Annotated in this window: 21 protein-coding genes; 7 read left to right on the top strand and 14 right to left on the bottom strand. The window is 43.1% G+C overall.

Annotation, left to right across the window (positions count from 1 at the left end; all coding sequences use genetic code 11):
- Nucleotides 1-140 precede the first annotated feature (140 nt).
- The 4 genes from NDN13_RS11585 to NDN13_RS11570 are packed head-to-tail and all read left to right on the top strand — an operon-like array spanning nucleotide 141 to nucleotide 2555.
- Nucleotides 141-986: a methylated-DNA--[protein]-cysteine S-methyltransferase gene (locus NDN13_RS11585; RefSeq protein WP_004804301.1), complete on the top strand. Its 846-nt coding sequence runs from the start codon at nucleotides 141-143 to the stop codon at nucleotides 984-986.
- Nucleotides 973-1710: a 2OG-Fe(II) oxygenase gene (locus NDN13_RS11580; RefSeq protein ID WP_251115566.1), complete on the top strand. Its 738-nt coding sequence runs from the start codon at nucleotides 973-975 to the stop codon at nucleotides 1708-1710. Before NDN13_RS11585 ends, NDN13_RS11580 begins: the two co-directional genes overlap by 14 nt.
- A gap of 4 nt (nucleotides 1711-1714) precedes the next feature.
- Complete coding sequence (locus tag NDN13_RS11575; protein ID WP_251115565.1) at nucleotides 1715-1960, top strand: Ada metal-binding domain-containing protein; 246 nt, start codon at nucleotides 1715-1717, stop codon at nucleotides 1958-1960.
- Nucleotides 1947-2555 carry an alpha-ketoglutarate-dependent dioxygenase AlkB family protein gene (locus NDN13_RS11570; protein ID WP_251115564.1) on the top strand — a complete coding sequence of 203 codons (609 nt, stop codon included), beginning with the start codon at nucleotides 1947-1949 and terminating at the stop codon, nucleotides 2553-2555. Before NDN13_RS11575 ends, NDN13_RS11570 begins: the two co-directional genes overlap by 14 nt.
- A gap of 12 nt (nucleotides 2556-2567) precedes the next feature.
- Here NDN13_RS11570 and NDN13_RS11565 read toward each other — a convergent pair whose 3' ends face one another.
- From NDN13_RS11565 to rsgA, 5 genes are all read right to left on the bottom strand, one after another.
- The gene (locus NDN13_RS11565; RefSeq protein ID WP_251115563.1) at nucleotides 2568-3056 is read right to left on the bottom strand and encodes a hypothetical protein; all 489 of its coding nucleotides are present in this window, start codon (nucleotides 3054-3056) and stop codon (nucleotides 2568-2570) included.
- 88 nt (nucleotides 3057-3144) lie between these two features.
- Entirely contained in the window at nucleotides 3145-3603 is a 459-nt protein-coding gene (gene secB / locus NDN13_RS11560) for a protein-export chaperone SecB (RefSeq protein ID WP_004655889.1), read from the bottom strand.
- Nucleotides 3604-3635: 32 nt separating this feature from the next.
- A complete protein-coding gene (grxC, locus tag NDN13_RS11555) occupies nucleotides 3636-3896 on the bottom strand; it encodes a glutaredoxin 3 (protein ID WP_004804307.1) in 261 nt (86 codons plus the stop codon).
- Between the two features lie 11 nt (nucleotides 3897-3907).
- Nucleotides 3908-4324, bottom strand: coding sequence for a rhodanese-like domain-containing protein (locus NDN13_RS11550; protein WP_016543083.1), 417 nt, complete (start codon nucleotides 4322-4324; stop codon nucleotides 3908-3910).
- A gap of 94 nt (nucleotides 4325-4418) precedes the next feature.
- On the bottom strand, nucleotides 4419-5477 hold the full coding sequence (rsgA, locus tag NDN13_RS11545; protein ID WP_251115562.1) for a ribosome small subunit-dependent GTPase A: 1059 nt from the start codon (nucleotides 5475-5477) through the stop codon (nucleotides 4419-4421).
- 124 nt (nucleotides 5478-5601) lie between these two features.
- Between rsgA and orn the strand changes: the two genes are divergently transcribed.
- The 3 genes from orn to NDN13_RS11530 all read left to right on the top strand — a co-directional run bounded on the left by orn (nucleotide 5602) and on the right by NDN13_RS11530 (nucleotide 7969).
- A complete protein-coding gene (gene orn / locus NDN13_RS11540) occupies nucleotides 5602-6162 on the top strand; it encodes an oligoribonuclease (RefSeq protein ID WP_005184949.1) in 561 nt (186 codons plus the stop codon).
- 126 nt (nucleotides 6163-6288) lie between these two features.
- On the top strand, nucleotides 6289-7023 hold the full coding sequence (locus NDN13_RS11535; RefSeq protein ID WP_004804311.1) for a Bax inhibitor-1/YccA family protein: 735 nt from the start codon (nucleotides 6289-6291) through the stop codon (nucleotides 7021-7023).
- A 142-nt stretch (nucleotides 7024-7165) separates the two neighbouring features.
- Nucleotides 7166-7969, top strand: coding sequence for an enoyl-ACP reductase FabI (locus tag NDN13_RS11530; protein ID WP_005184938.1), 804 nt, complete (start codon nucleotides 7166-7168; stop codon nucleotides 7967-7969).
- 103 nt (nucleotides 7970-8072) lie between these two features.
- On the opposite strand, the gene NDN13_RS11525 is transcribed toward NDN13_RS11530, so the two are convergent.
- The 9 genes from NDN13_RS11525 to NDN13_RS11485 form a co-directional block, all read right to left on the bottom strand.
- Complete coding sequence (locus NDN13_RS11525) at nucleotides 8073-8762, bottom strand: DUF2711 family protein (protein ID WP_251115561.1); 690 nt, start codon at nucleotides 8760-8762, stop codon at nucleotides 8073-8075.
- 478 nt (nucleotides 8763-9240) lie between these two features.
- Nucleotides 9241-10641: an efflux transporter outer membrane subunit gene (locus tag NDN13_RS11520; protein ID WP_251115560.1), complete on the bottom strand. Its 1401-nt coding sequence runs from the start codon at nucleotides 10639-10641 to the stop codon at nucleotides 9241-9243.
- Nucleotides 10642-10652: 11 nt separating this feature from the next.
- A complete protein-coding gene (locus NDN13_RS11515; protein WP_251115559.1) occupies nucleotides 10653-12644 on the bottom strand; it encodes a MacB family efflux pump subunit in 1992 nt (663 codons plus the stop codon).
- A gap of 1 nt (nucleotide 12645) precedes the next feature.
- Nucleotides 12646-13989: a MacA family efflux pump subunit gene (locus tag NDN13_RS11510; RefSeq protein WP_251115558.1), complete on the bottom strand. Its 1344-nt coding sequence runs from the start codon at nucleotides 13987-13989 to the stop codon at nucleotides 12646-12648.
- 108 nt (nucleotides 13990-14097) lie between these two features.
- Entirely contained in the window at nucleotides 14098-14928 is an 831-nt protein-coding gene (locus NDN13_RS11505; protein WP_251115557.1) for an SIR2 family NAD-dependent protein deacylase, read from the bottom strand.
- A 36-nt stretch (nucleotides 14929-14964) separates the two neighbouring features.
- A complete protein-coding gene (holA, locus tag NDN13_RS11500) occupies nucleotides 14965-15960 on the bottom strand; it encodes a DNA polymerase III subunit delta (protein WP_251115556.1) in 996 nt (331 codons plus the stop codon).
- 9 nt (nucleotides 15961-15969) lie between these two features.
- Entirely contained in the window at nucleotides 15970-16479 is a 510-nt protein-coding gene (locus tag NDN13_RS11495) for an LPS-assembly lipoprotein LptE (RefSeq protein WP_167251289.1), read from the bottom strand.
- 158 nt (nucleotides 16480-16637) lie between these two features.
- Nucleotides 16638-19277, bottom strand: a complete 2640-nt coding sequence (leuS, locus tag NDN13_RS11490; protein WP_251115555.1) for a leucine--tRNA ligase — start codon at nucleotides 19275-19277, stop codon at nucleotides 16638-16640.
- Nucleotides 19278-19420: 143 nt separating this feature from the next.
- On the bottom strand, nucleotides 19421-19768 hold the full coding sequence (locus NDN13_RS11485; protein ID WP_251115554.1) for a DUF4124 domain-containing protein: 348 nt from the start codon (nucleotides 19766-19768) through the stop codon (nucleotides 19421-19423).
- Between the last annotated feature and the right edge of the window lie 147 nt (nucleotides 19769-19915).

Here is a 19915-nt window from a genome sequence, read left to right as displayed (position 1 = left end):
AGCCGTACTTCCAAGAAGTACGGCTTTTTTCATCGGGATTTGAGATGCTAGAAAGACAAAGCTGAGACTGAGCATGATTCAGATTTTCATGGAATGGCAAAGTTGCTACAGTGAAAACATGAATGATGAGAGGTGATGATATGTCCTCACAACAACGTAATTATGAGCGTATTGCTCAAGCGATTGACTATATTCAACAGAACTTTCAGCAACAGCCACAATTGGATGAGGTCGCTGCACATATTCATTTAAGTCCTGCACATTTTCAGCGTTTATTTACTGAATGGGTCGGTACCAGTCCGAAAAAGTTTTTGCAATATATTAGTGTTGAGCATGCCAAGAAGATTTTAAAACACGAGCAGGGCAGCATTTTTGATGCAACCTTTGCCACAGGACTGTCCAGTACCAGTCGATTGCATGACCTGTTTATTCAGATTGAAGGGATGACCCCTGCTGAATATAAACATGGTGGACAGAGCCTGACGATTCACTATCAATTCGCAGAGACCTTGTTTGGTGAAGTGCTGATTGCATCCACACATAAAGGCATTTGTGCACTGAGTTTTGTGGACAATCGGGCTGATGCTTTGCAGCAGTTAACCGCACAATTTCCTCAGGCCGTGATTATTGAACAGATCGATGCATTTCAACAAAGTGCTTTAGCCTTATTTCAAAAGGATCAACCTCAACTGGCAGAGATTAAATTGCATTTAAAAGGCACCGAGTTTCAGCTTAAAGTATGGCAAAGTCTGCTCAAGATTCCTATGGGACAACTCTCTACCTATGGCGAGTTGGCCAAGGCAATTGAACACCCCAAAGCTGCACGAGCGGTCGGCACCGCCATTGGCAGTAATCCTGTGGCATTCCTGATTCCGTGTCATCGTGTAATTCAGTCTACAGGTGCTTTTGGTGGTTACGAATGGGGAACATTGCGTAAAACAGCATTGATCGGTTGGGAAGGTGTACAAACCCATGCAGCCATCTGAATTGACACAAATCCAAACCGTGATTGATAAGATTCAAGCTGCGGATTGGGAGGCCATCACTGAGCAAATGCATCAACAGGGCTTTGCCCTGATTGAGCAGGTTCTATCAACCGAGTTATGTGAGATGCTGAAACAGGCATATCCGCAAACCGAACTGTATCGTAAGACCGTAGAAATGCAGCGTTATCGTTTTGGTCGAGGTGAATATAAATATTTTACCTACCCATTGCCGAATCTGATTGAACGGATACGGCATGAGATCTATCCTTATTTGGCACCGATTGCCAATGCATGGTTTCGGGTGCTGAAGTTAGAGCACTCCTTTCCACCCTCCCATCCTGAATTTCTACAGCAGTGCCATCAACAGGGACAAACGTTGGCAACGCCACTGATTTTGAAATATGGACAAGGCGGCTTTAATACGCTTCATCAGGACTTATATGGCGAGGTATATTTCCCGATACAGCTAGTGATTGTATTGAGTCAGCCGAATGTGGATTTTAGTGGAGGAGAATTGGTTTTTAGCCAGCAAACTCCTAGAGCGCAATCCAAAGCCATGGTGGTACAGCCACAGCAAGGCGATCTGTTGATTTTCACCACGCAGTTTAAACCTGAAAAAGGCAGTCAGGGCTATTATCGGGTGCAGATGAAGCATGGTGTCAGCCCAATTCACCAAGGGGAGCGCTATAGCTTAGGCATCATTTTCCATGATGCGGTGAGTTAGTCTGATGTGGCGGCATCTAGAATTAACGCAGACCGAGCTACATCTGAAACTAAAACAGCAGAAAATTTTGTATGCTGGAAACGTACAGCTTAAAATTTATGGCAGATTGACCTGTGCATCAGGGAAGCGCATGCTGAAAAAGAATCGGCTATTTTTTGTCGATGAGCAAGAAGCAATTGCACAAGGTTTCCGACCGTGTGGACATTGTATGCAGCAAGCCTATAAGAAGTGGAACGATGCAACTATTTGATATTGAAGCTGATCCAAAGCAGAATCATTTGCCTTATGATGGTACGGTACAGTACTACGGCAAAGTGGTGCAGACCACGGCGGCAGATTATTATTTTGATCAACTGATGCAGACCATTGCATGGGAAAATGATCAGGCGCTGATCTTTGGAAAGTTATTGACGACTAAACGTAAAGTGGCGTGGTATGGAGATCGACGCTTTGAATATACCTATTCCAATATGAATAAATATGCCTTGCCGTGGACACCGGAATTACTGGAGTTAAAACAACTGGCCGAAAATTTAACGGGGGAGACATTCAACTCTTGTTTGCTCAATCTTTATCATAGTGGTGAAGAGGGGATGGCTTGGCATAGCGATGGTGAAACGGATTTAAAAAAAGATGGTGCGATTGCCTCATTTAGTTTTGGTGCCGAGCGTAAGTTCGCATTTAAACATAAGCAGAGTAAAGAAAAAGTCGAACTTTATTTAGAACATGGCAGTTTATTGGTGATGAAAGATACCACGCAGACCTATTGGTTGCATCGCCTACCGCCGACCAAAAAAGTCAGTACGGCACGGGTGAATCTGACCTTTAGAACCATTGTGGAATAAGGCTACTCAATATTAAACATAGTGATAGAGCTCAACATCTGAAAACGTTGCATTAAAAGCTTCAATCAGGCGATTAATCTGCTCAGTTTGGTCGGGAACCAGCATCCAATAAGGATTTTCATTCGAGATCAATAACAAGGCCAGACCATGTTGTTCTGCAACCGCATCGATATTGTCAAATAAAATCGCATAGATATGTTCAGCAAAATCAATTTCATTCTGCTGTTCTGGGGCGCTCTCTGCATATTCAGCAAATAATTGCTCAACTTCAGCTTCAATACGATTATTCAGTTGTTCAATATCGACTTGGGCTTGTTGCAGTTGATAACACTTGTCGGTGCCATTGTCATAGTATTCTTTTAATTCAACGTATTGAATGTTGGAATGTAAAGTATTGACCCAATTGATAAATTGATGAAAATCCTGTGCATGGGCAGGATAAGGTACCTGTGTCAACTCAGGAAAGACCTGCTGGCATAGCGGATAAAGTGTTGTGGTCATGGTTTATTCTCGTTTTATTCGGATCATTTTTATTATGATAAAAAAACCACAGCAGTTGCTGTGGTTTTTTTGATTCAAGGCTAAAGCCTTATGCTTGACCTTGTGCATCTGCATCCGCTTGGAGGCGTTGCATATTTGCTTCAAATTCAGCATCAAAGTTGATTGGTGTAAGCAGCAATTGCGGGAAGCTACCTTTAGTCACTAAATCATTGACTGCTTCACGTAAGAACGGGAACAAGATATTTGGGCAGTACGCGCCCAAGATGTATGGAAGGCGATCTTCTTCTACACCATCAACCAAGAAAATGCCTGATTGCGTTACATCTACGATGAACGCAGTTTCATTTTCGTTGTTGGCTTGAACCACAACTTTTAAAGACACTTCATAGTGAGTTGGATCAATTTTTTCTGCAGCAGAAGATAAATTGATATTCAGTTCAGGTTGCCATTGCTTGGTAAAAACTTGTGCACCTGGAACTTCAAAAGAGATGTCTTTGGTATAGATACGTTCTAACGCGAGTTGTGGTTGAACTTGTTCTTCGCTCATTGTTTTTCCTTAAATCTTGGATTTAGATGTTGTTAAGCTAATAATTGGTCGAGTTTGCCTTCACGCTCTAAAGCATAAAGTTGATCAAAACCGCCAATGAATTGGTCTTTGATAAAAATTTGCGGCACCGTACGGTGATTGGTACGTTGCATTAACTCAAGACGTACTTCTGGCGCTTCATTGGAAAGATTAATTTCTTTATAAGCAACGCCTTTGCGCTCAAGTAATTGTTTTGCGCGTACGCAATATGGGCAAGAAAGCGTTGAATAAATGGTGACGTTTTGCGTAGTCATTTTATCTCTCCTTAAGCTTTGGTTTTGCTTTTCACTAAAGGTAAGCCCTGAGCTTTCCAATTGCTAATGCCGCCGTCTAAACGGTAGCTGTCGGCATGACCAACTTTCTGCAATGCTGAGCCTGCAACCTGACCTAAGTTACAAATGAAGACCAGTGGACGATCACTTGCTTTTAATTCATCGACATGACTTGTAATCTGGCTGTATGGAATGTTACGGCTACCGCTGATGTGACCATCACGGAAATCTTTTCCATCACGTAAGTCGATCAAAATGGCATTTTTTGCCTTGACCAAAATACCTAGAGATTGTGGTGAAATTTTACGACCATTGCGTTGTCCCTCTAAAACAAAGAACAACACGATTAACACGCCGAGCGCACCAAATAAGAAGGGGTGATTCCCCATAAACTCTAACCAGCGTTCCACAAGTCACCTAAAGTTAAAATCAAAATTGACCCTGAGTATAACTTATCTCAATGGTGATCAAAATCTTTAGTTCAAGGGCAAGCAGCGAAGAAAATTAACTTTTTTGCTGCGCTTCCTGAATTTCATCCAGTAAGCGTAAATAACTGTCCAAACGGCGTGGCAAAATCTCGCCTGCATCAACCGCTTGTTTCAGCGCACAATTTTTCTCATGGGTATGGGTGCAGTTACGGAACTGACATAGCCCTAAATGTGCTTCAATCTCAGGAAAACCAGTACGAACCTTTTCTAAACTGAGGTGCCATAGTCCAAATTCACGGATTCCTGGGGAATCAATCAACGCACCGTTTGTTCCAAATTTAATCAAACGAGTGGAGGTGGTGGTGTGCTGACCTAGTGCCGAGTTCTCAGAAATAACATTGGTCTTCTGGGCTGCATCGGGAACGATGGTATTGATCAATGAGCTTTTACCGACACCTGATTGTCCAACGAAAGCCACTGTTTCATTATCAATACGATTTGAAAGCACAGATAAGTCACCTTGCGAATGACAAATCAAGGTTTCATAGCCCAAAGATTCATATTCACTCAGTAAGGTGAGAATCGGGTCATTTTCAGTGAGCAAGTCAGATTTATTCAACACCAACAAGGCTGGAATATTGGCATCGGCACAGGCCACTAGATAGCGGTCAATCAATGTCGGCGCAGGTTCTGGTAAGGGTGCAAATACAATCACAATCAAACTGATATTGGCTGCGACGGGTTTCACTTTGTGATAACGGTCGGGGCGAGTCAGTAACGATTGTCTTGGATAAATCGCGGTGATAATGCCTAAACCTGTAATCGGATCGGCCTGCCATTTAACCCGATCGCCAGTCACCAACAGTTCTAGGTTGGTACGGGTATGACAACGCCAAACGCTGTCGAGTTCAATCGGTTTCCAGAACGGTTCGGGTTCACCTTCAGCCACTTGTGGTTTTTCAGGGTGCTGTTCAGGCACAGATAAAGCTTGTACTTCGAGTTGACGACCATAATGCTGAACAACCAGTCCATCCAGATCTTGCGATGTATCAATGTCGTCTTGACGTGATTTATGCTGTTTCTCAATACGACGCTGCTGTTGTTCGGTTAAACGACGCTTACGAATTAAAGCCATTCATATCCCAAAAAATCCACACTTTGAAGACCGCAAAAATAGCACGAAGCCACTATAGAATTACAGCCAAGATGTAATTAATTTGCTACTATTGATGTTTTTAAGCACTTTAGAATCGCCATCCATGAGCAGCACCCCTGATACACGATTAATTTGGATCGATCTGGAAATGACAGGTCTCGATACCGATAACGACAAGATTATTGAAATTGCAACAATTATTACAGATGACCATTTGAATATCTTGGCTGAAGGACCTGTTTTAGCGGTACATCAATCTGATTTGATTCTAAATGCGATGGATGAGTGGAATACCAAACAACATGGCCAGTCGGGTTTGATTGAGCGAGTACGCCGCAGTAAGTTAAAGGCTCAAGATGCAGAACAGCAAACCCTTGAGTTTTTAAAGAAATGGGTGAGTCCAAAATCATCACCAATGTGTGGGAACTCGATTTGCCAAGATCGCCGTTTCTTGCATCGTTTGATGCCTGAGTTGGAACAGTTTTTCCATTATCGTAATTTAGATGTGTCTTCGGTGAAAGAGCTAGCGAAACGTTGGAGACCTGAAATCATGAGTGGTTTAAAGAAAAATGCATCCCACTTGGCGATGGATGATATCCGTGATTCGATTGCAGAATTAAAATACTATCGTGAATACTTTTTTATCATGAATAACGATAAGTAATCAGTTTATGAGCAATGTATAAAAAGGAGCGTATGCTCCTTTTTTAATAGATGAAAAAATTTGGGCTTGCTCAAAAAATCGCTTAAACTCGATGTTTAATTGCAAACTATAAAAAAGAGAGCGTACATGCAAAGTACTAACCCTATTTTAACACGGGTAGAAACCTATCAAGATTTGGCTGAGCCAATGACCATTCAGGGTGCGATTCAAAAATCCGTACTGTTGACGGTGATTGCAGCTGTTTTAGGCATGGCCTTATTTTTCTACTGTGCGATGACCGCTAACTTGTCGATTGCCTATGCTGCAACGATTATTGGTGCGGTAGGTGGTTTAATCCTTGCCTTGATTACCACATTTAAATCCAATACTGCACCCGCTTTAGCGATTCCTTATGCTTTATTTGAAGGGGCATTTTTAGGCGGGGTGTCGTTTATTTTCCAGTTAAAGTATCCGGGTGTTCCTTTACAAGCATTGCTTGCGACTTTCGTGACCACATTGGTTTTATTTGCCTTATATAAGTTCCAAGTGATTCGTGCCACTGAAAAGTTTAAAGCGGTTGTGATTTCTGCCTCGATTGCCATTGCCTTGGTATTTGTGGTGCAAATCATTCTACGTTTAGCATTTGGTTCGAGCATTCCTTATATCTTTGAAAGCAACTGGTTGGGTATAGGTTTTGCAGCCTTTGTTGCGGTGATTGCTTCATTGAATCTAATCTTGGACTTTGACTTGATTGAAAATGCGGCTGCACAACGTGCACCAAAAGCATTTGAATGGATCTGTGCCATCGCCTTATTGGCAACTTTGGTGTGGATGTATTATTCATTCTTGCGTTTATTGAGTCTGTTACGCGGTGATGATTAAGTTCTGAGTCAAATAAAACTACGAATCGTCTTCAAAGGAAGGCGATTTTTTTATGCAAGATTGTAAAAAAGATGGATTATGCAATTCCGCAATGCGCTGATTATTGGCATCATGTGGTGAAAATTTTTCGAGTGAGAATAAGATGTCACAAGGACTTTTAGCTGGTAAACGTTTTTTAATTGCCGGTATTGCAAGTAAATTATCGATTGCTTTCGGTATTGCTTCTGCGTTACACCGTGAAGGTGCGGAGCTTGCGTTTACTTATCCAAATGAAAAGCTGAAAAAACGTGTCGATGATTTTGCAGCACAGTTTGGTTCAACACTGGTTTTTCCTTGTGATGTTGCTGTTGACGCAGAAATTGACAATGCTTTTGTTGAATTGGCAAAACACTGGGATGGTTTAGACGGTGTGGTACATTCAATCGGTTTTGCACCTGCACATACGCTTGATGGTGACTTTACAGATGTAACGGATCGTGAAGGTTTTAAAATTGCACATGACATTAGTGCCTATAGCTTTATCGCGATGGCACGTGCAGCGAAGCCATTATTACAAGCGCGCCAAGGTTGTTTATTGACTTTAACTTACCAAGGTTCAGAGCGTGTGATGCCGAACTATAACGTGATGGGGATGGCAAAAGCATCACTTGAAGCGGGTGTTCGTTATTTAGCATCAAGCTTGGGTGTAGACGGTATTCGTGTGAATGCAATTTCTGCAGGTCCAATCCGTACTCTGGCAGCATCAGGCATCAAGTCTTTCCGTAAAATGTTAGATGCCAATGAAAAGATTGCACCGCTAAAACGTAATGTGACCATTGAAGAAGTGGGCAATGCAGCATTATTCCTTTGTTCGCCGTGGGCTTCAGGTATTACAGGCGAAATCATGTATGTTGATGGTGGCTTTAATACGGTTGGTATGAGCCAAAGCATGATGGATGATGAATAATTAGATTGCTCTAAATTATTTGATAAAGCCGCTTTTATAGCGGCTTTGTTTTTTAGAGTATTAAATTTTAGCGTTCGGAATTAGTGGAGTCGCTGATTGCTTTTTATATTTCGTATAAACTCCAATAAACTTCTGTATTTTGAGTACAAAAAAAGCCTTCAAATGGTTCAATTTCTAAAATTTTATCAATAGTCTCTTTAGAAGAACAAAGAAATGAACAGTGGCTATCCCAATGTGTTGTTATGAGTAGGCTATGATCGTGTGCAAATACACAACCATGAGCAGGTATTTCATCTTTTTCAATTAGGTCTTCAACCCAGTAAAGCTTCCTTTCTGTGCCGAATTCATCTCCGACCCAAAGCCAATTATGCCCAATTATTTTGATGGCATTCAAGAGTTTATTTTCAATAAAGGGGGATAAATAGCCCTCTTGTGGAAGGATAATATGCTGACTTTGAAGCGCCGTAAGCTTTTCGGAAAAATATTTGTTTGATCGTTCTGGCTTTATGCCATTAATTATGGTTCTTAGACCAATATCTATATCTGAAAACTTTGTAAGTCCTGAAAGTAATAGAGTTTCACTCCAGCTTATTGTAGAGCACTCCTCAATAAATTGATGCTTACTAGGCCATCTTGATGGGGGGGAATACTCGAGTTTAATTTTAGTAGACATAAAAAAAGGATGAAATATGACAAAGACACTCTCAAATTGCCCCTCATAAAATGAAAGGATCTTCTTGTCATAAGGACAGGATGCGAACTTTTCTGGTGTTGGTAAAATTCTATTAGTCATTAATTATCTAATTATGAAATATAACGTTGGAGTTAATGATGTACCAAGTACTCTTGAACGACTTATTATCGCTTGCTAACTAGATGTAAAGGTTAGTATTAGAATCGAATAGAAAAATCTGAACTTTTTATTTCTACTCCATTATCATTATTCATCTAATTTGCAAGATATCTCGCTGTATACCTATAGGTTAACGTGAGACTTTGAAAGAAATTCACAATTAATGTGGCCTATATACTCTCTTTTGAACGCCTTGAATTCTATTTTGAATTCCATTTTTATAAAAGGATACAACTACACTTATACTCCAGACTTACTGTATAACCAATTATATTTTTTATATTATGTATCTATGTTTTGTTCAAAGATAAAATCACAATATTTGCATAAATAGAATAAATCGAGGAATAAAATCAAAAGTCCTCGGTTTATTTAAAATGAGCCGAGGACTTTAAGCGATTAAACAATAGTATTAGGACTATTGTTTCGGCAGCTCTTTAACAGGACTCCCACCCATGGCTTGCATTAAAGTCACATAGGCATTGTATTGATTCTGCTTGGTTTCCACCAAGCTGAGTCGTGCATTACGTGTGGTTTCCTGCGCATCCAATAAGTTCTTTAATGCAATCGCACCATTGCGATAACGCACTTCGGTTAAACGTTCTGTCTTATCTGCCAGCTCGACATTACGTTGCTGTAACTGCACTTGCTGATTGAGTTGAGTGCGATTGGATAAAGCATTTTCGACATCGGCAAAAGCTTGGTATAGCGTCTGACGATATTGGGTAATGGCTTTTTCATATTCAAGGTCACTGATCGCAATGTCTTTCTTCATATCATTATATTGAAGAAAAGGCAGGCTAAGACTTGCACCCAAGGTCAATGCAGGATTCTTTAACAGTTGGGTTAAAGACGTGCTTGAAGAACCAACATTTCCAGTCAAATTAATCGAAGGATAATAGCTGGCTTTGGTCGCATCCTTATTGGCTAAGGTCTTGCGTAAGCGTAACTCAGATGCTTGTAGGTCTGGGCGGCGCGATAGAATATCAGCAGGGAGTCCGACCGCGATATTCGGCAGGGCATTGCGAGGTAACTGCGCAGGCTCTTGAATATTTAATTGTTGTACAGGTTCATGCAACAGCACTGCAAGGGCAGTGCGAGCTTCAACACGCTGCTGCTCAATCTGACTGAGACTGGCTTTTTGGCTTTGCACCGATTGTTCAGCTTGGGTGAGGTCCAAACCAGATACTGCACCTGCTTTATATTGCGACTGTACCAAAGAATAGGTCTTTTGAGTTGAGGCTAAATTTTGCTGAATGGTTTGATAGCGCTCATTCAGATAGCCTAGCTGCCAATACAGTTTTGCTGTCGTGCCAACTAGACTTTGTGCTGTCGCTTGCAAATCTTGTTCAGTGGCTAAAGCTTCCCATCTGCTTGCTTCGGTTTGGCTGGCAAGCTTGCCAAATAAATCGAGTTCATAGCTAACGCCAACGCTAGTCGATAAACCACGATCAGAGCCATCGCCAGAACGTAGATCATAATTATGACCCGTAGAGACACTAGAACTGGTTCGAATCCCTTGTTTATTTTCAGCGAGCCCTGCTTGTAGTCGGGCTTGTTGCAGGGTGATGCCTGCGACACTTAAGTCACTATTTTTAGCCAACACTTGATCGACCAATTGATTCAACTGGGCATCATTAAATAGCGTCCACCATTGATCAGTTAAATTGATACTTTTACTTTTTTGGGCATCGTATTGGAACTGCTGCGGCACTTGGACGGTTGGTGCGTTATAGGGTGTTTTGACCACAGCAGAACAGCCAGCTAAGGAACCAGTGAGTACCAGTGCAAGTCCTAATTTTGTGAATTGAAAAGACATACTCAAATTCCTTATTCTCTCGCTAAAGCAGCAACTGGATCGAGTTGTGCTGCATTTCGTGCTGGCAAGAAGCCAAATACAATACCAATCATGCTTGAGCAGACAAAGGCTGCAACAATCGAGGTGGTGGAATAACTCATCTCAATTACGCCTTTGGCAAAGTGTCCGATGATTTGTCCAATCCCTAAAGAGAGCAGTACACCTAAGATACCGCCCAGTAAACAGACCAGAATTGCTTCAATCAGGAATTGCTGCAAAATATCGCTTTGACGTGCACCGACCGCCATACGTACCCCGATTTCTTGAGTCCGCTCGGTCACAGAAACCAGCATAATGTTCATTACCCCAATGCCACCCACCACCAAAGAAATCACGGCGATTGCTGAAATTAGCAAGGTCATGGTTGCAGTGGTTTGTTGGATGGTTTCGCGAATACTGTCAGAGTTTTGGGTAAACACATCTTGTGCGCCGTGACGCTGTTCCAGCAAGGTCAGAATCGCATTTTCAGCAGCGCTACTTGGGTATTCATCTTTGATACGCACGATGATGCTACGTACATTGGATTGCCCCAGCATACGGCTCATGACCGTCGAGTAGGGCAGATAAACATTCAGGCTGTCTGAATTTCCCATAAAGCCTTGTTGGGCATCAATCACGCCGATAATTCGACTTGGCACACTACCTAATAGCAGCACTTGACCGACAGGATTGGTGCCATCTGCAAAGAAGGTCTTTTCAGTATTGGTATCAATCACCACATCTTGGGCCCGTTCAGTCACACTTGCCTTGTCAAAAGGTTGCCCTGATTTAAAGGTCATACCACGGACATAGAAGAAATCAGAACTGACGCCATTCACCGTTGCCGCTGCTTCGGTATCTTTATAACGCAGGGTTAAACTGGTATTGGCAGAAGGGCTGACCCCATCCACATAGGGCTGTTCAGCCAATGCTTCGGCATCGGCAGGGACCAGTGTTTTGGCTTGTGAGGTCCGAGAGTTATCACCAAAGCCACGCCCCTGATACACGGTGATGGTGTTGGTACCCAGACTACTGATATTTTCTAAAATTTGCTTCTGCGAGCCATTACCTAGCGCCACTACGGAGACCACGGATGCAATCCCGATAATAATCCCAAGCATGGTCAAAAAGGTCCGCATACGATGCGCATTCATGGCAAGCAATGCCATGCGGAAGGCTTCACCAAGACGGTCGAAGAACGAGCGCCAAGCAGAGGTTTTCTTCTGCGGGTTACGCTCTAAGGTTTGATGCTCCAGTTCTGGATCACTATGTTCAGGCTCATTGGCACGGTCGGAAATGATATTTCCGTCACTGATCTCGATAATACGGGTCGCATTTTTCGCGACATTGAGATCGTGCGTGACCAGAATAATGGTATGGCCTTTGGCATTCAGCTCACGCAAAATGCGCATTACTTCGATACCGCTATTCTTATCCAAGGCACCTGTGGGTTCATCGGCAAGAATCACATCACCACCATTCATCAGCGCACGTGCAATCGACACACGTTGTTGCTGACCACCAGATAGCTGGCTAGGGCGATGATGCAAACGTTCTTCTAGTCCAAGTTCGGATAATAGTTCAGCAGAACGTTCTTGGCGAAGATGACTGTCTACACCCGCATAAATGGCAGGGACTTCAACGTTTCCTGAAGCACTCAGATCACCCAATAAGTGATAGCGCTGGAAAATAAAGCCAAAATATTCACGGCGCAGTTGTGCCAGTTCATCAGGTTCAAGCTGACGGGTTTCCCGCCCATTGACCCGATAGCTGCCTGCGGTCGGTTTATCCAGACAACCCAAGATATTCATCAGGGTCGATTTACCTGAGCCGGATTGCCCGACAATCGCAACCAACTCGCCTGCATAAATTTTTAAATCAATGCCTTTGAGAATCTGTACGGTTGCTTCGCCCGCGGGAAATTCACGGGTGAGCTGACTGACCTCAAGCAATGGCTGTGATGAATGTGTTTGATTTTGAGTCATATTACATTCTCATTGCACGTTGATTGCTACGTTTGGCTGCTTCATTCGAATTGTCAGAGGCATCTGCAATCACTACTTGGTCGCCTTGTTTTAAACCTTTCAGCACTTGTGCAGTGACTCGGTTATTCAGGCCAATCAATACAGGTTGTGGTTGAGCCGTACCATCAGCTTGTAGAACACGAACCATACCTGTTGAGGCTTTGCCCTGTGCAACTAAGGCCTTTTCTTCGTCACTGAGTTCTAGGCGTTTTGGACGTTGAGTCTTGTCAGTATCGGATTTTTTCGCTTGATCAGCTGATGAAGCAGCATTGGCTTGGTTACCTTTAGCACGGTTACCACGTTGAGTCTGGATAGCTGCCGCAGGCACAGTCAGTGCATTCTTTGCTTCTGCCAACACAATATAAACCTGCGCGGTCATATCAATACGAAGTTTGCCGTCTTCATTCGGCACATCAAATAAAGCGTTGTAGTACACCGCAGCATTCGACGTTGATGAACTGCTGCTACTGGTGGTTTCTGTATTAATTGAATTCGGTGCAGGTTCCACTTGGCGCAATTTAGCGTAATGTTTTTTATCACTATTGCCTAAAGTGGTGAAATACACGGTTTGGCCTTTTTCAACTTTCATGACATCGGCTTCAGAAATCTGCGCTTTAATGGTCATGGTGTCGAGTTTGGCCAATTTCACAATCGTTGGCGCAGTCTGGTTGGCGTTTACGGTTTGACCTTCTTCAGTCACAATCGCCACAATGGTGCCATCCATCGGTGCCACGATACGGGTATAACCTAAATCTTCTTTCGCAGTTGCCAAGGTCAGGCGAGATTGCTCGATCTGTGCATTAATCGACGCAATTTGTGCCTGAGCTGTTTTAAAGTTTGCCAACGCACTTTCGAGTTCAGCACGCGAAGTGGCATCTTGGCTGTACATGGCTTGTTGGCGTTTATATTCCGCTTCAACTTTGGCTAAATTGGCTTGCTGTACTGCCAGCTGCGCTTGCTGATTTTTAATACTGGCATCGGCTGTTTTGAGTTCGTTTTCTTGGCGAATTGAATCAATTTGTGCGATTAACTGACCTTGTTTAACTTGGTCGCCTAATTGCACATACATTTTTTTCACCTGACCCGATACCTGCGCACCGACACTGACCATTTTAGTGGCTTCCAGTACCCCTGTTGCCAATACCGAATTTTCGATATCGCCGCGAGAGACTTCAGCGCTAATATATTGTGGTGCTTGGGCTTTGGGCTTGAAGAACATCCATCCGAGCGCTGCAATAATCAGCACTCCGATAGCGATCATGATGATTTTGCGAGGCTGGATTTTTTTAGCATTTGTTTTTGGCATGGCAGCAGGTCAAAAGTGAAAAACTGGACTTAGTATAAAAGTGAAATAAGGATAAAGCGTGAATATTTTTAATCTAGAATGAGAATTATTTGCTATTTTGTTGGTAAGTTATTCTATAAAAATCTGATAAATACTGCGGACTCCTTGTTCGGCAGTTGTTGCAAGGGCGATGCCACCTGATGCAGGGAGCGTATATTCACGTAGGTTAATTCGAATCAGACCTGGCGCAAATTGCTCACTAAAATAACGTACGGTTGGAATGGCTGTACCCGCACCCATTTCGATCACCACAGGACGCTGATGATCTTTTAGAAAAGCTTTTAAGCGTTGTGCCTGCTGATCATGTTGATGGCTGATCCAACCCATATCATTGAACATTAAGATATTTGGTCGTGCCAAACCGCCACAGTGTGGGCATTGTGGTAACTGTCCTCGCCATTGGCAGTCTTGATGATCAATTTGTGGCCTTAATTCATCTGCGGACCAAATGGTCTGTGTACACGCGTCCAGACATTGCAGGTGGTGAATTGAACCATGACATTCATAAATGTGATCAGGATTAAATCCCGCTTTTTGAAATTGACCGTCAACATTCGAGGTAAATACAAAGGTAGGAAGTTCTAATATTTTTGCCAGTTGCTTGAGTTGTTGAAAACCAGAATGGGGCGTGGTCTGACGATACAGTGCCAAGCGATGCCCGTAAAACCCCCAAGCCAAACGTGGATGCCGTTTAAATGCGGCAGGATTGGCAATTTCGGTAAAATCGATACGTTGTTTACCCAGCTCGGGATAGGCTTGCCACATGCCTTGATTACCGCGGAAATCGGGCAACCCCGAGTCAACGCCCATGCCTGCACCAGCGCTAATGATTAGACTATCGGCTTGTTGGAATAGACTTTTGATCTGCTTGATTTGGTCAAGGCTTAAATGGAATGACATCGGCTGATCCATTATTTTTATTATGTACGCTGTGGTTTAAGCAGGTTGAGCAAACAGGGTGGTACCACACAGTTCAGCTAAGGCTTGTAGCATCAGCTGTTCAGGGTTTTCTTTGGACATGCCTTTGATCGAAGCATCAATGCGCAGTAATAAATCAGACCAAGTTAGGAATTGTCTCGGATTTAAACGACGTAGTGCTTGTTGATATTGTGATACTTTGGTTTTCCAGATCCCGAGTTGAATCGCATTATGCGGTTGTTCAAACAATTGCATCAATAAGCGCATTTCTTTGCTTAAGGTCCATAAGATCAGGCTATCAGGCTCGCCCGCAGCAATCAGGTATTGATAAATCTTGACCGACTGCGCCAAGTTTCCAGCAAGCAAGGCATCACTTAAATCATACGTCGTATAACGTGATTGATCCTGTAAGCAGGAATATAGTTGTTCAATCTGAATCTGTTGAATATCGGGGAATGTATCGGCAACCCGCATTAAACTGTTTTTAGCAGCCAATAAGTTGTGTTCATGATGCTGCATCAACCATTGCCATGCATCATGATTCAGTTGAATCCCCAGTTTTTCGGCTTCGATGCTTAAGATGCGTTGTCGATCTTGTGGATAGGTCGCGGTCAGCGGAACCACTACACCATTAGCTTCAACCACTTGGAAAAAAGCTGACTTTAAACTGCTGCTGTCTTGCTTCGGTAAAACAATCAGCAAGAGATTATGTTCATTATGTTGAATATAGCTTTTCAGCAGTTTTAAGCCATTGGCATCAGGTTTGATATTGCCATGCACTTCAATCGCAAGCTGTTGCGAGAACAGGGATAAACTATTCAGTGCGTTAAAGACATTTTTCCAGTCATTGGCGCTACTGATATCATAACGCTGCCGCTCAACTTCTTGTTGTTGCCAGCTTTTACGGAATGCATCAAGCAAGTTTTGTTCAAGTAGAGGCTCTTGTCCATGCATGATCCATGCACCGCGAGCCTCGTGAACCCGTTTTAAGGCTTGAACATAATCCAGTTTCATAATGACAAACTAAGGCTGTGCTTTCGGTAAACGATTGGCTGCGATTTGACGCGTAATTTGCTGTGCCACATCATCAATCACAATACGATTCAAATACGCTTCTTGTTGGTTATCGGTGTTGACCGTTGCCACGTCGTATTGATAGGTACGAGAAGCGGTTAAGGTACGTGGTTCAGTGATCTTTTTACCTTGACGGTCTTCGATCTGGAAAGTCACGGTTAAACGCAGCAACACTTCAGTCAGCTTACCATTCAGTAATTGGCGACGCGGGGTGTAATCCAAAACACGGAGGACATAAGCATCATTGGCATTACTGAGTTGTACACCAGTTGCTCCAAGATAAATGCTGAGTTGGTTTTCAAGCTGATCGGTATTGTCAGGCAGGACTAAAGTCAGTTTGTTGTAGACCAAGGGTGCCGCTGTAGGATTGCTTCCCTTTAAATGAAAGCCACAGCCGACCAAGCCTGCACTTAGACCTAAAGTTAAAACGATAGCAGCTAAACGTTGAGCTAAATGCATGCTTTGTCCTTATGATATTCCATCAAATATGGAAGATTTAATCTTGGTAAATTGACCACATTTTAGAATCAAAGCCCGATGAATGACAGCGGGCTTTGATGAGGTTTTGTTTCGATAAATTCCGCCGCCTGTTTAGGAGGGGGAATTTAAGCAGCACATTAAACCACTAAATTAACAAGTTTATTGGGTACTACAATTTCTTTCTTGGTTGGGCCAGTCAAGAATTGTTGTACTTCTGGTAATGCTTTTGCCAATGCCAATAACTCATCTTTTGAGATATCGACTGCGACGTCTAACTTACCACGAAGTTTACCATTCACTTGTACAACAATCGTTTGCGTATTACGGGTTAACGCAGATTCATCCACTTGCGGGAATTCAATGGTCGTTAATTCCAAACCAAACTGAGTTAATAAAGTTTGACTCAAATGCGGTGCAAATGGGGCAAGTAGCGTCAATAAGGTGGTGATTGCTTCACGTGCAACAGCAACATCATTGTCATCTTTTGCTTCAAACTTGTTGCTGGCATTGAGCAATTCCATCAATGCTGCAATTGCCGTATTGAACGCATGACGACGTTCGATGTCATCACCCACTTTCTGGATGGTTTCATGGGTTTTACGACGTAAATCCTGCGCATCTTTCGATAAGGTTGCAGTATCAATTGCCGTTGCTGGGTTGCCTTTTTCCAAGAAACCAGCAGCCAAACGCCATACACGTTTCAAGAAGCGGTTAGCACCTTCAACACCTGCATCAGACCATTCGAGTGATTGATCTGGTGGCGCAGCGAACATCATGAAGACACGAGCTGTATCTGCGCCGTATTGATCAATAATCGCTTGTGGGTCGATGCCGTTGTTTTTTGACTTCGACATTTTTTCTTGTCCACCAATCACAACTTCCTGACCATCACCTGAATATTTCGCAGACAGGATACGACCTTTTTCATCACGCTCTAATTCGATGTCAGCAGGGTTGAACCAAGTTTTCTTACCATTCTCTGCTTCACGATAGAAGGTATCCGCCAACACCATGCCTTGGGTGAGCAAGTTAGTAAATGGTTCGTTACCTTGTACCACACCTTCATCGCGCATCAATTTATGGAAGAAACGTGCATAAAGTAAGTGCAAGATTGCATGTTCAACCCCACCGATATATTGGTTCACAGGAAGCCAGCTTTGTGCTGCTTCAGGTTTTACCATACCACCTGTGAAATCAGGAGATGCATAACGTGCATAGTACCAAGATGATTCTACAAAGGTGTCCAAGGTATCGGTTTCACGACGTGCATCGCCGCCACAGCTTGGGCATTTGGTTTCATAGAATTCAGGCATCTTATTCAATGGGTTACCTGAGCCATCTGGAACTACATCGGTCGGTAATACCACAGGTAATTGATCTTCTGGAACAGTGACTTGACCACAGCTGTTACAGTTGATCATTGGAATTGGGCAACCCCAGTAACGTTGACGAGAAACACCCCAGTCACGTAAACGGAATTGAACCTTAGAATTGGCTAATGCCTGTGGTTCTAATTTTGCAAGGAAGGCATCATAAGCAGCTTGGAATGCAAGACCATCAAACTCGCCAGAATTAACCAGTTTGCCATCTTTAGAACCATACCATTCTTGCCATTCAGCAACTGAGTATTCAGCATCGTCAGCGCCTTTGGCATCAATTACTTGTTTGATTGGTAAGTCGAATTTATTGGCAAATTCAAAATCACGTTCGTCATGCGCAGGAACCGCCATTACAGCGCCTGAACCGTATGACATCAATACATAGTTAGCAATCCAGACAGGGAGGTCTTCGCCAGTCACTGGATGTTTAACAGATAAGCCTGTTGCCATGCCTTTCTTTTCAGCCGTGGCTAAATCCGCTTCTGCCACTGAACCCATACGGCATTCTTCAATAAATGCAGCAAGTTCCGGGTTGCCTGCTTCTGCTTGGAGGGCAGCCGCTTTAAGCGCCATTGGGTGTTCTGCTGCAACAGCAACATAGGTCACACCCATCAAGGTATCAGCACGCGTGGTATAAACGGTTAGGCCATCTGCATAAATTTCAGTATTGGCAGAAGGGAAGGTAATTTCCATCCCCGTTGAACGACCAATCCAGTTACGCTGCATGGTCAAGACCTGTTGCGGCCAGCCATCTTTTAACGTATCTAGGTCGTCTAATAATTCTTGTGCATAGTCGGTAATGCGGAAGTAGTACATTGGAATATCGCGTTTTTCAACCAATGCACCTGAACGCCAGCCACGACCATTTTCAACTTGTTCATTCGCAAGCACAGTCTGGTCAACAGGGTCCCAGTTCACGGTTGAAAGCTTACGATAGATCAAGCCTTTCTTATAAAGTTGTACGAATAACCATTGTTCCCAGTGATAGTACTCTGGTGTACAGGTCGCAAATTCGCGATCCCAGTCGACAGACAGACCCAATTTTTTTAATTGGTCACGCATGTAAGCGATGTTTTCAAAGGTCCATTTCGCTGGTGCAACTTGGTGTGCAATCGCTGCATTTTCAGCCGGCAAACCAAACGCATCCCAACCCATTGGTTGTAATACTGTTTCGCCTTTTAAGCGATGGAAACGGCTGATCACGTCACCAATGGTGTAGTTACGCACATGCCCCATGTGCAGTTTGCCACTTGGGTAAGGGAACATCGACAGGATATAGCGATGTTTGCCCTCTACAGTGTCTGCAACTTTAAAAACTTTGCGATTGTCCCAGTCTTGTTGAACTTGAGGCTCAATGGCACTTGCTTGATATTCGGAGTCAATGTGAGAAGTCGTCATAGGGATATGCGATACAACAAAAAAGTAAAGTTAAGATTGCTGCACAGCATAGCGCAAAATTGTAGGAAATGTCAGTTTTTAGATCGGGATTTTATCTGCAAGGCCGCCGTGTTGAAGATGACCTTGCAGGATTATGCAGGGGTTTAGCGATCAGATGATGCTGCTGCAGATGGCTGGCTTTGTGGTTTCACTGTGTTAGTCGGCGTGGATGGCGCTGTCTGCGGTGCTTGCTGTGTTACATTCGGAGTGGCTTCAGAATTCGCTCGATGGCCTTGCTGAGTCGTTGGGTTGCTGCTTTGAGGGCTATTGCCATACGTTGAAACTTTGTCCAAACGCTTGGCACCTTTTGGCGGCGGCGTGGTGGTGTAATGGGTTGAACCTTTGGCATCAACCCATTTGTAATATTGTTGTGCATAGTTCTGGCTGGAACACAGTAGTATTGCAGCGGTTGATGTTGTGTAAAGTATTGTTTTTAAATAAGATAAATTCATGTTTAATCTCCCCAAATGAATGCCGTCTATATTCGATCAAAGTACTTAAATAAGCAATTTACAATGCCTATTTTTCATTAAAAAGAAAATAGTTTTTTGATAAATGGGCGTTTTGACAAGACCAAATAATTCCGTGAAATGTGTCTA

This window comes from Acinetobacter sp. C32I (assembly GCF_023702715.1).
Taxonomy (GTDB): Bacteria; Pseudomonadota; Gammaproteobacteria; order Pseudomonadales; family Moraxellaceae; genus Acinetobacter.
The sequence above is the reverse complement of the archived record's forward strand: the minus strand, read 5'-3'. Positions and strand labels throughout refer to the sequence as shown.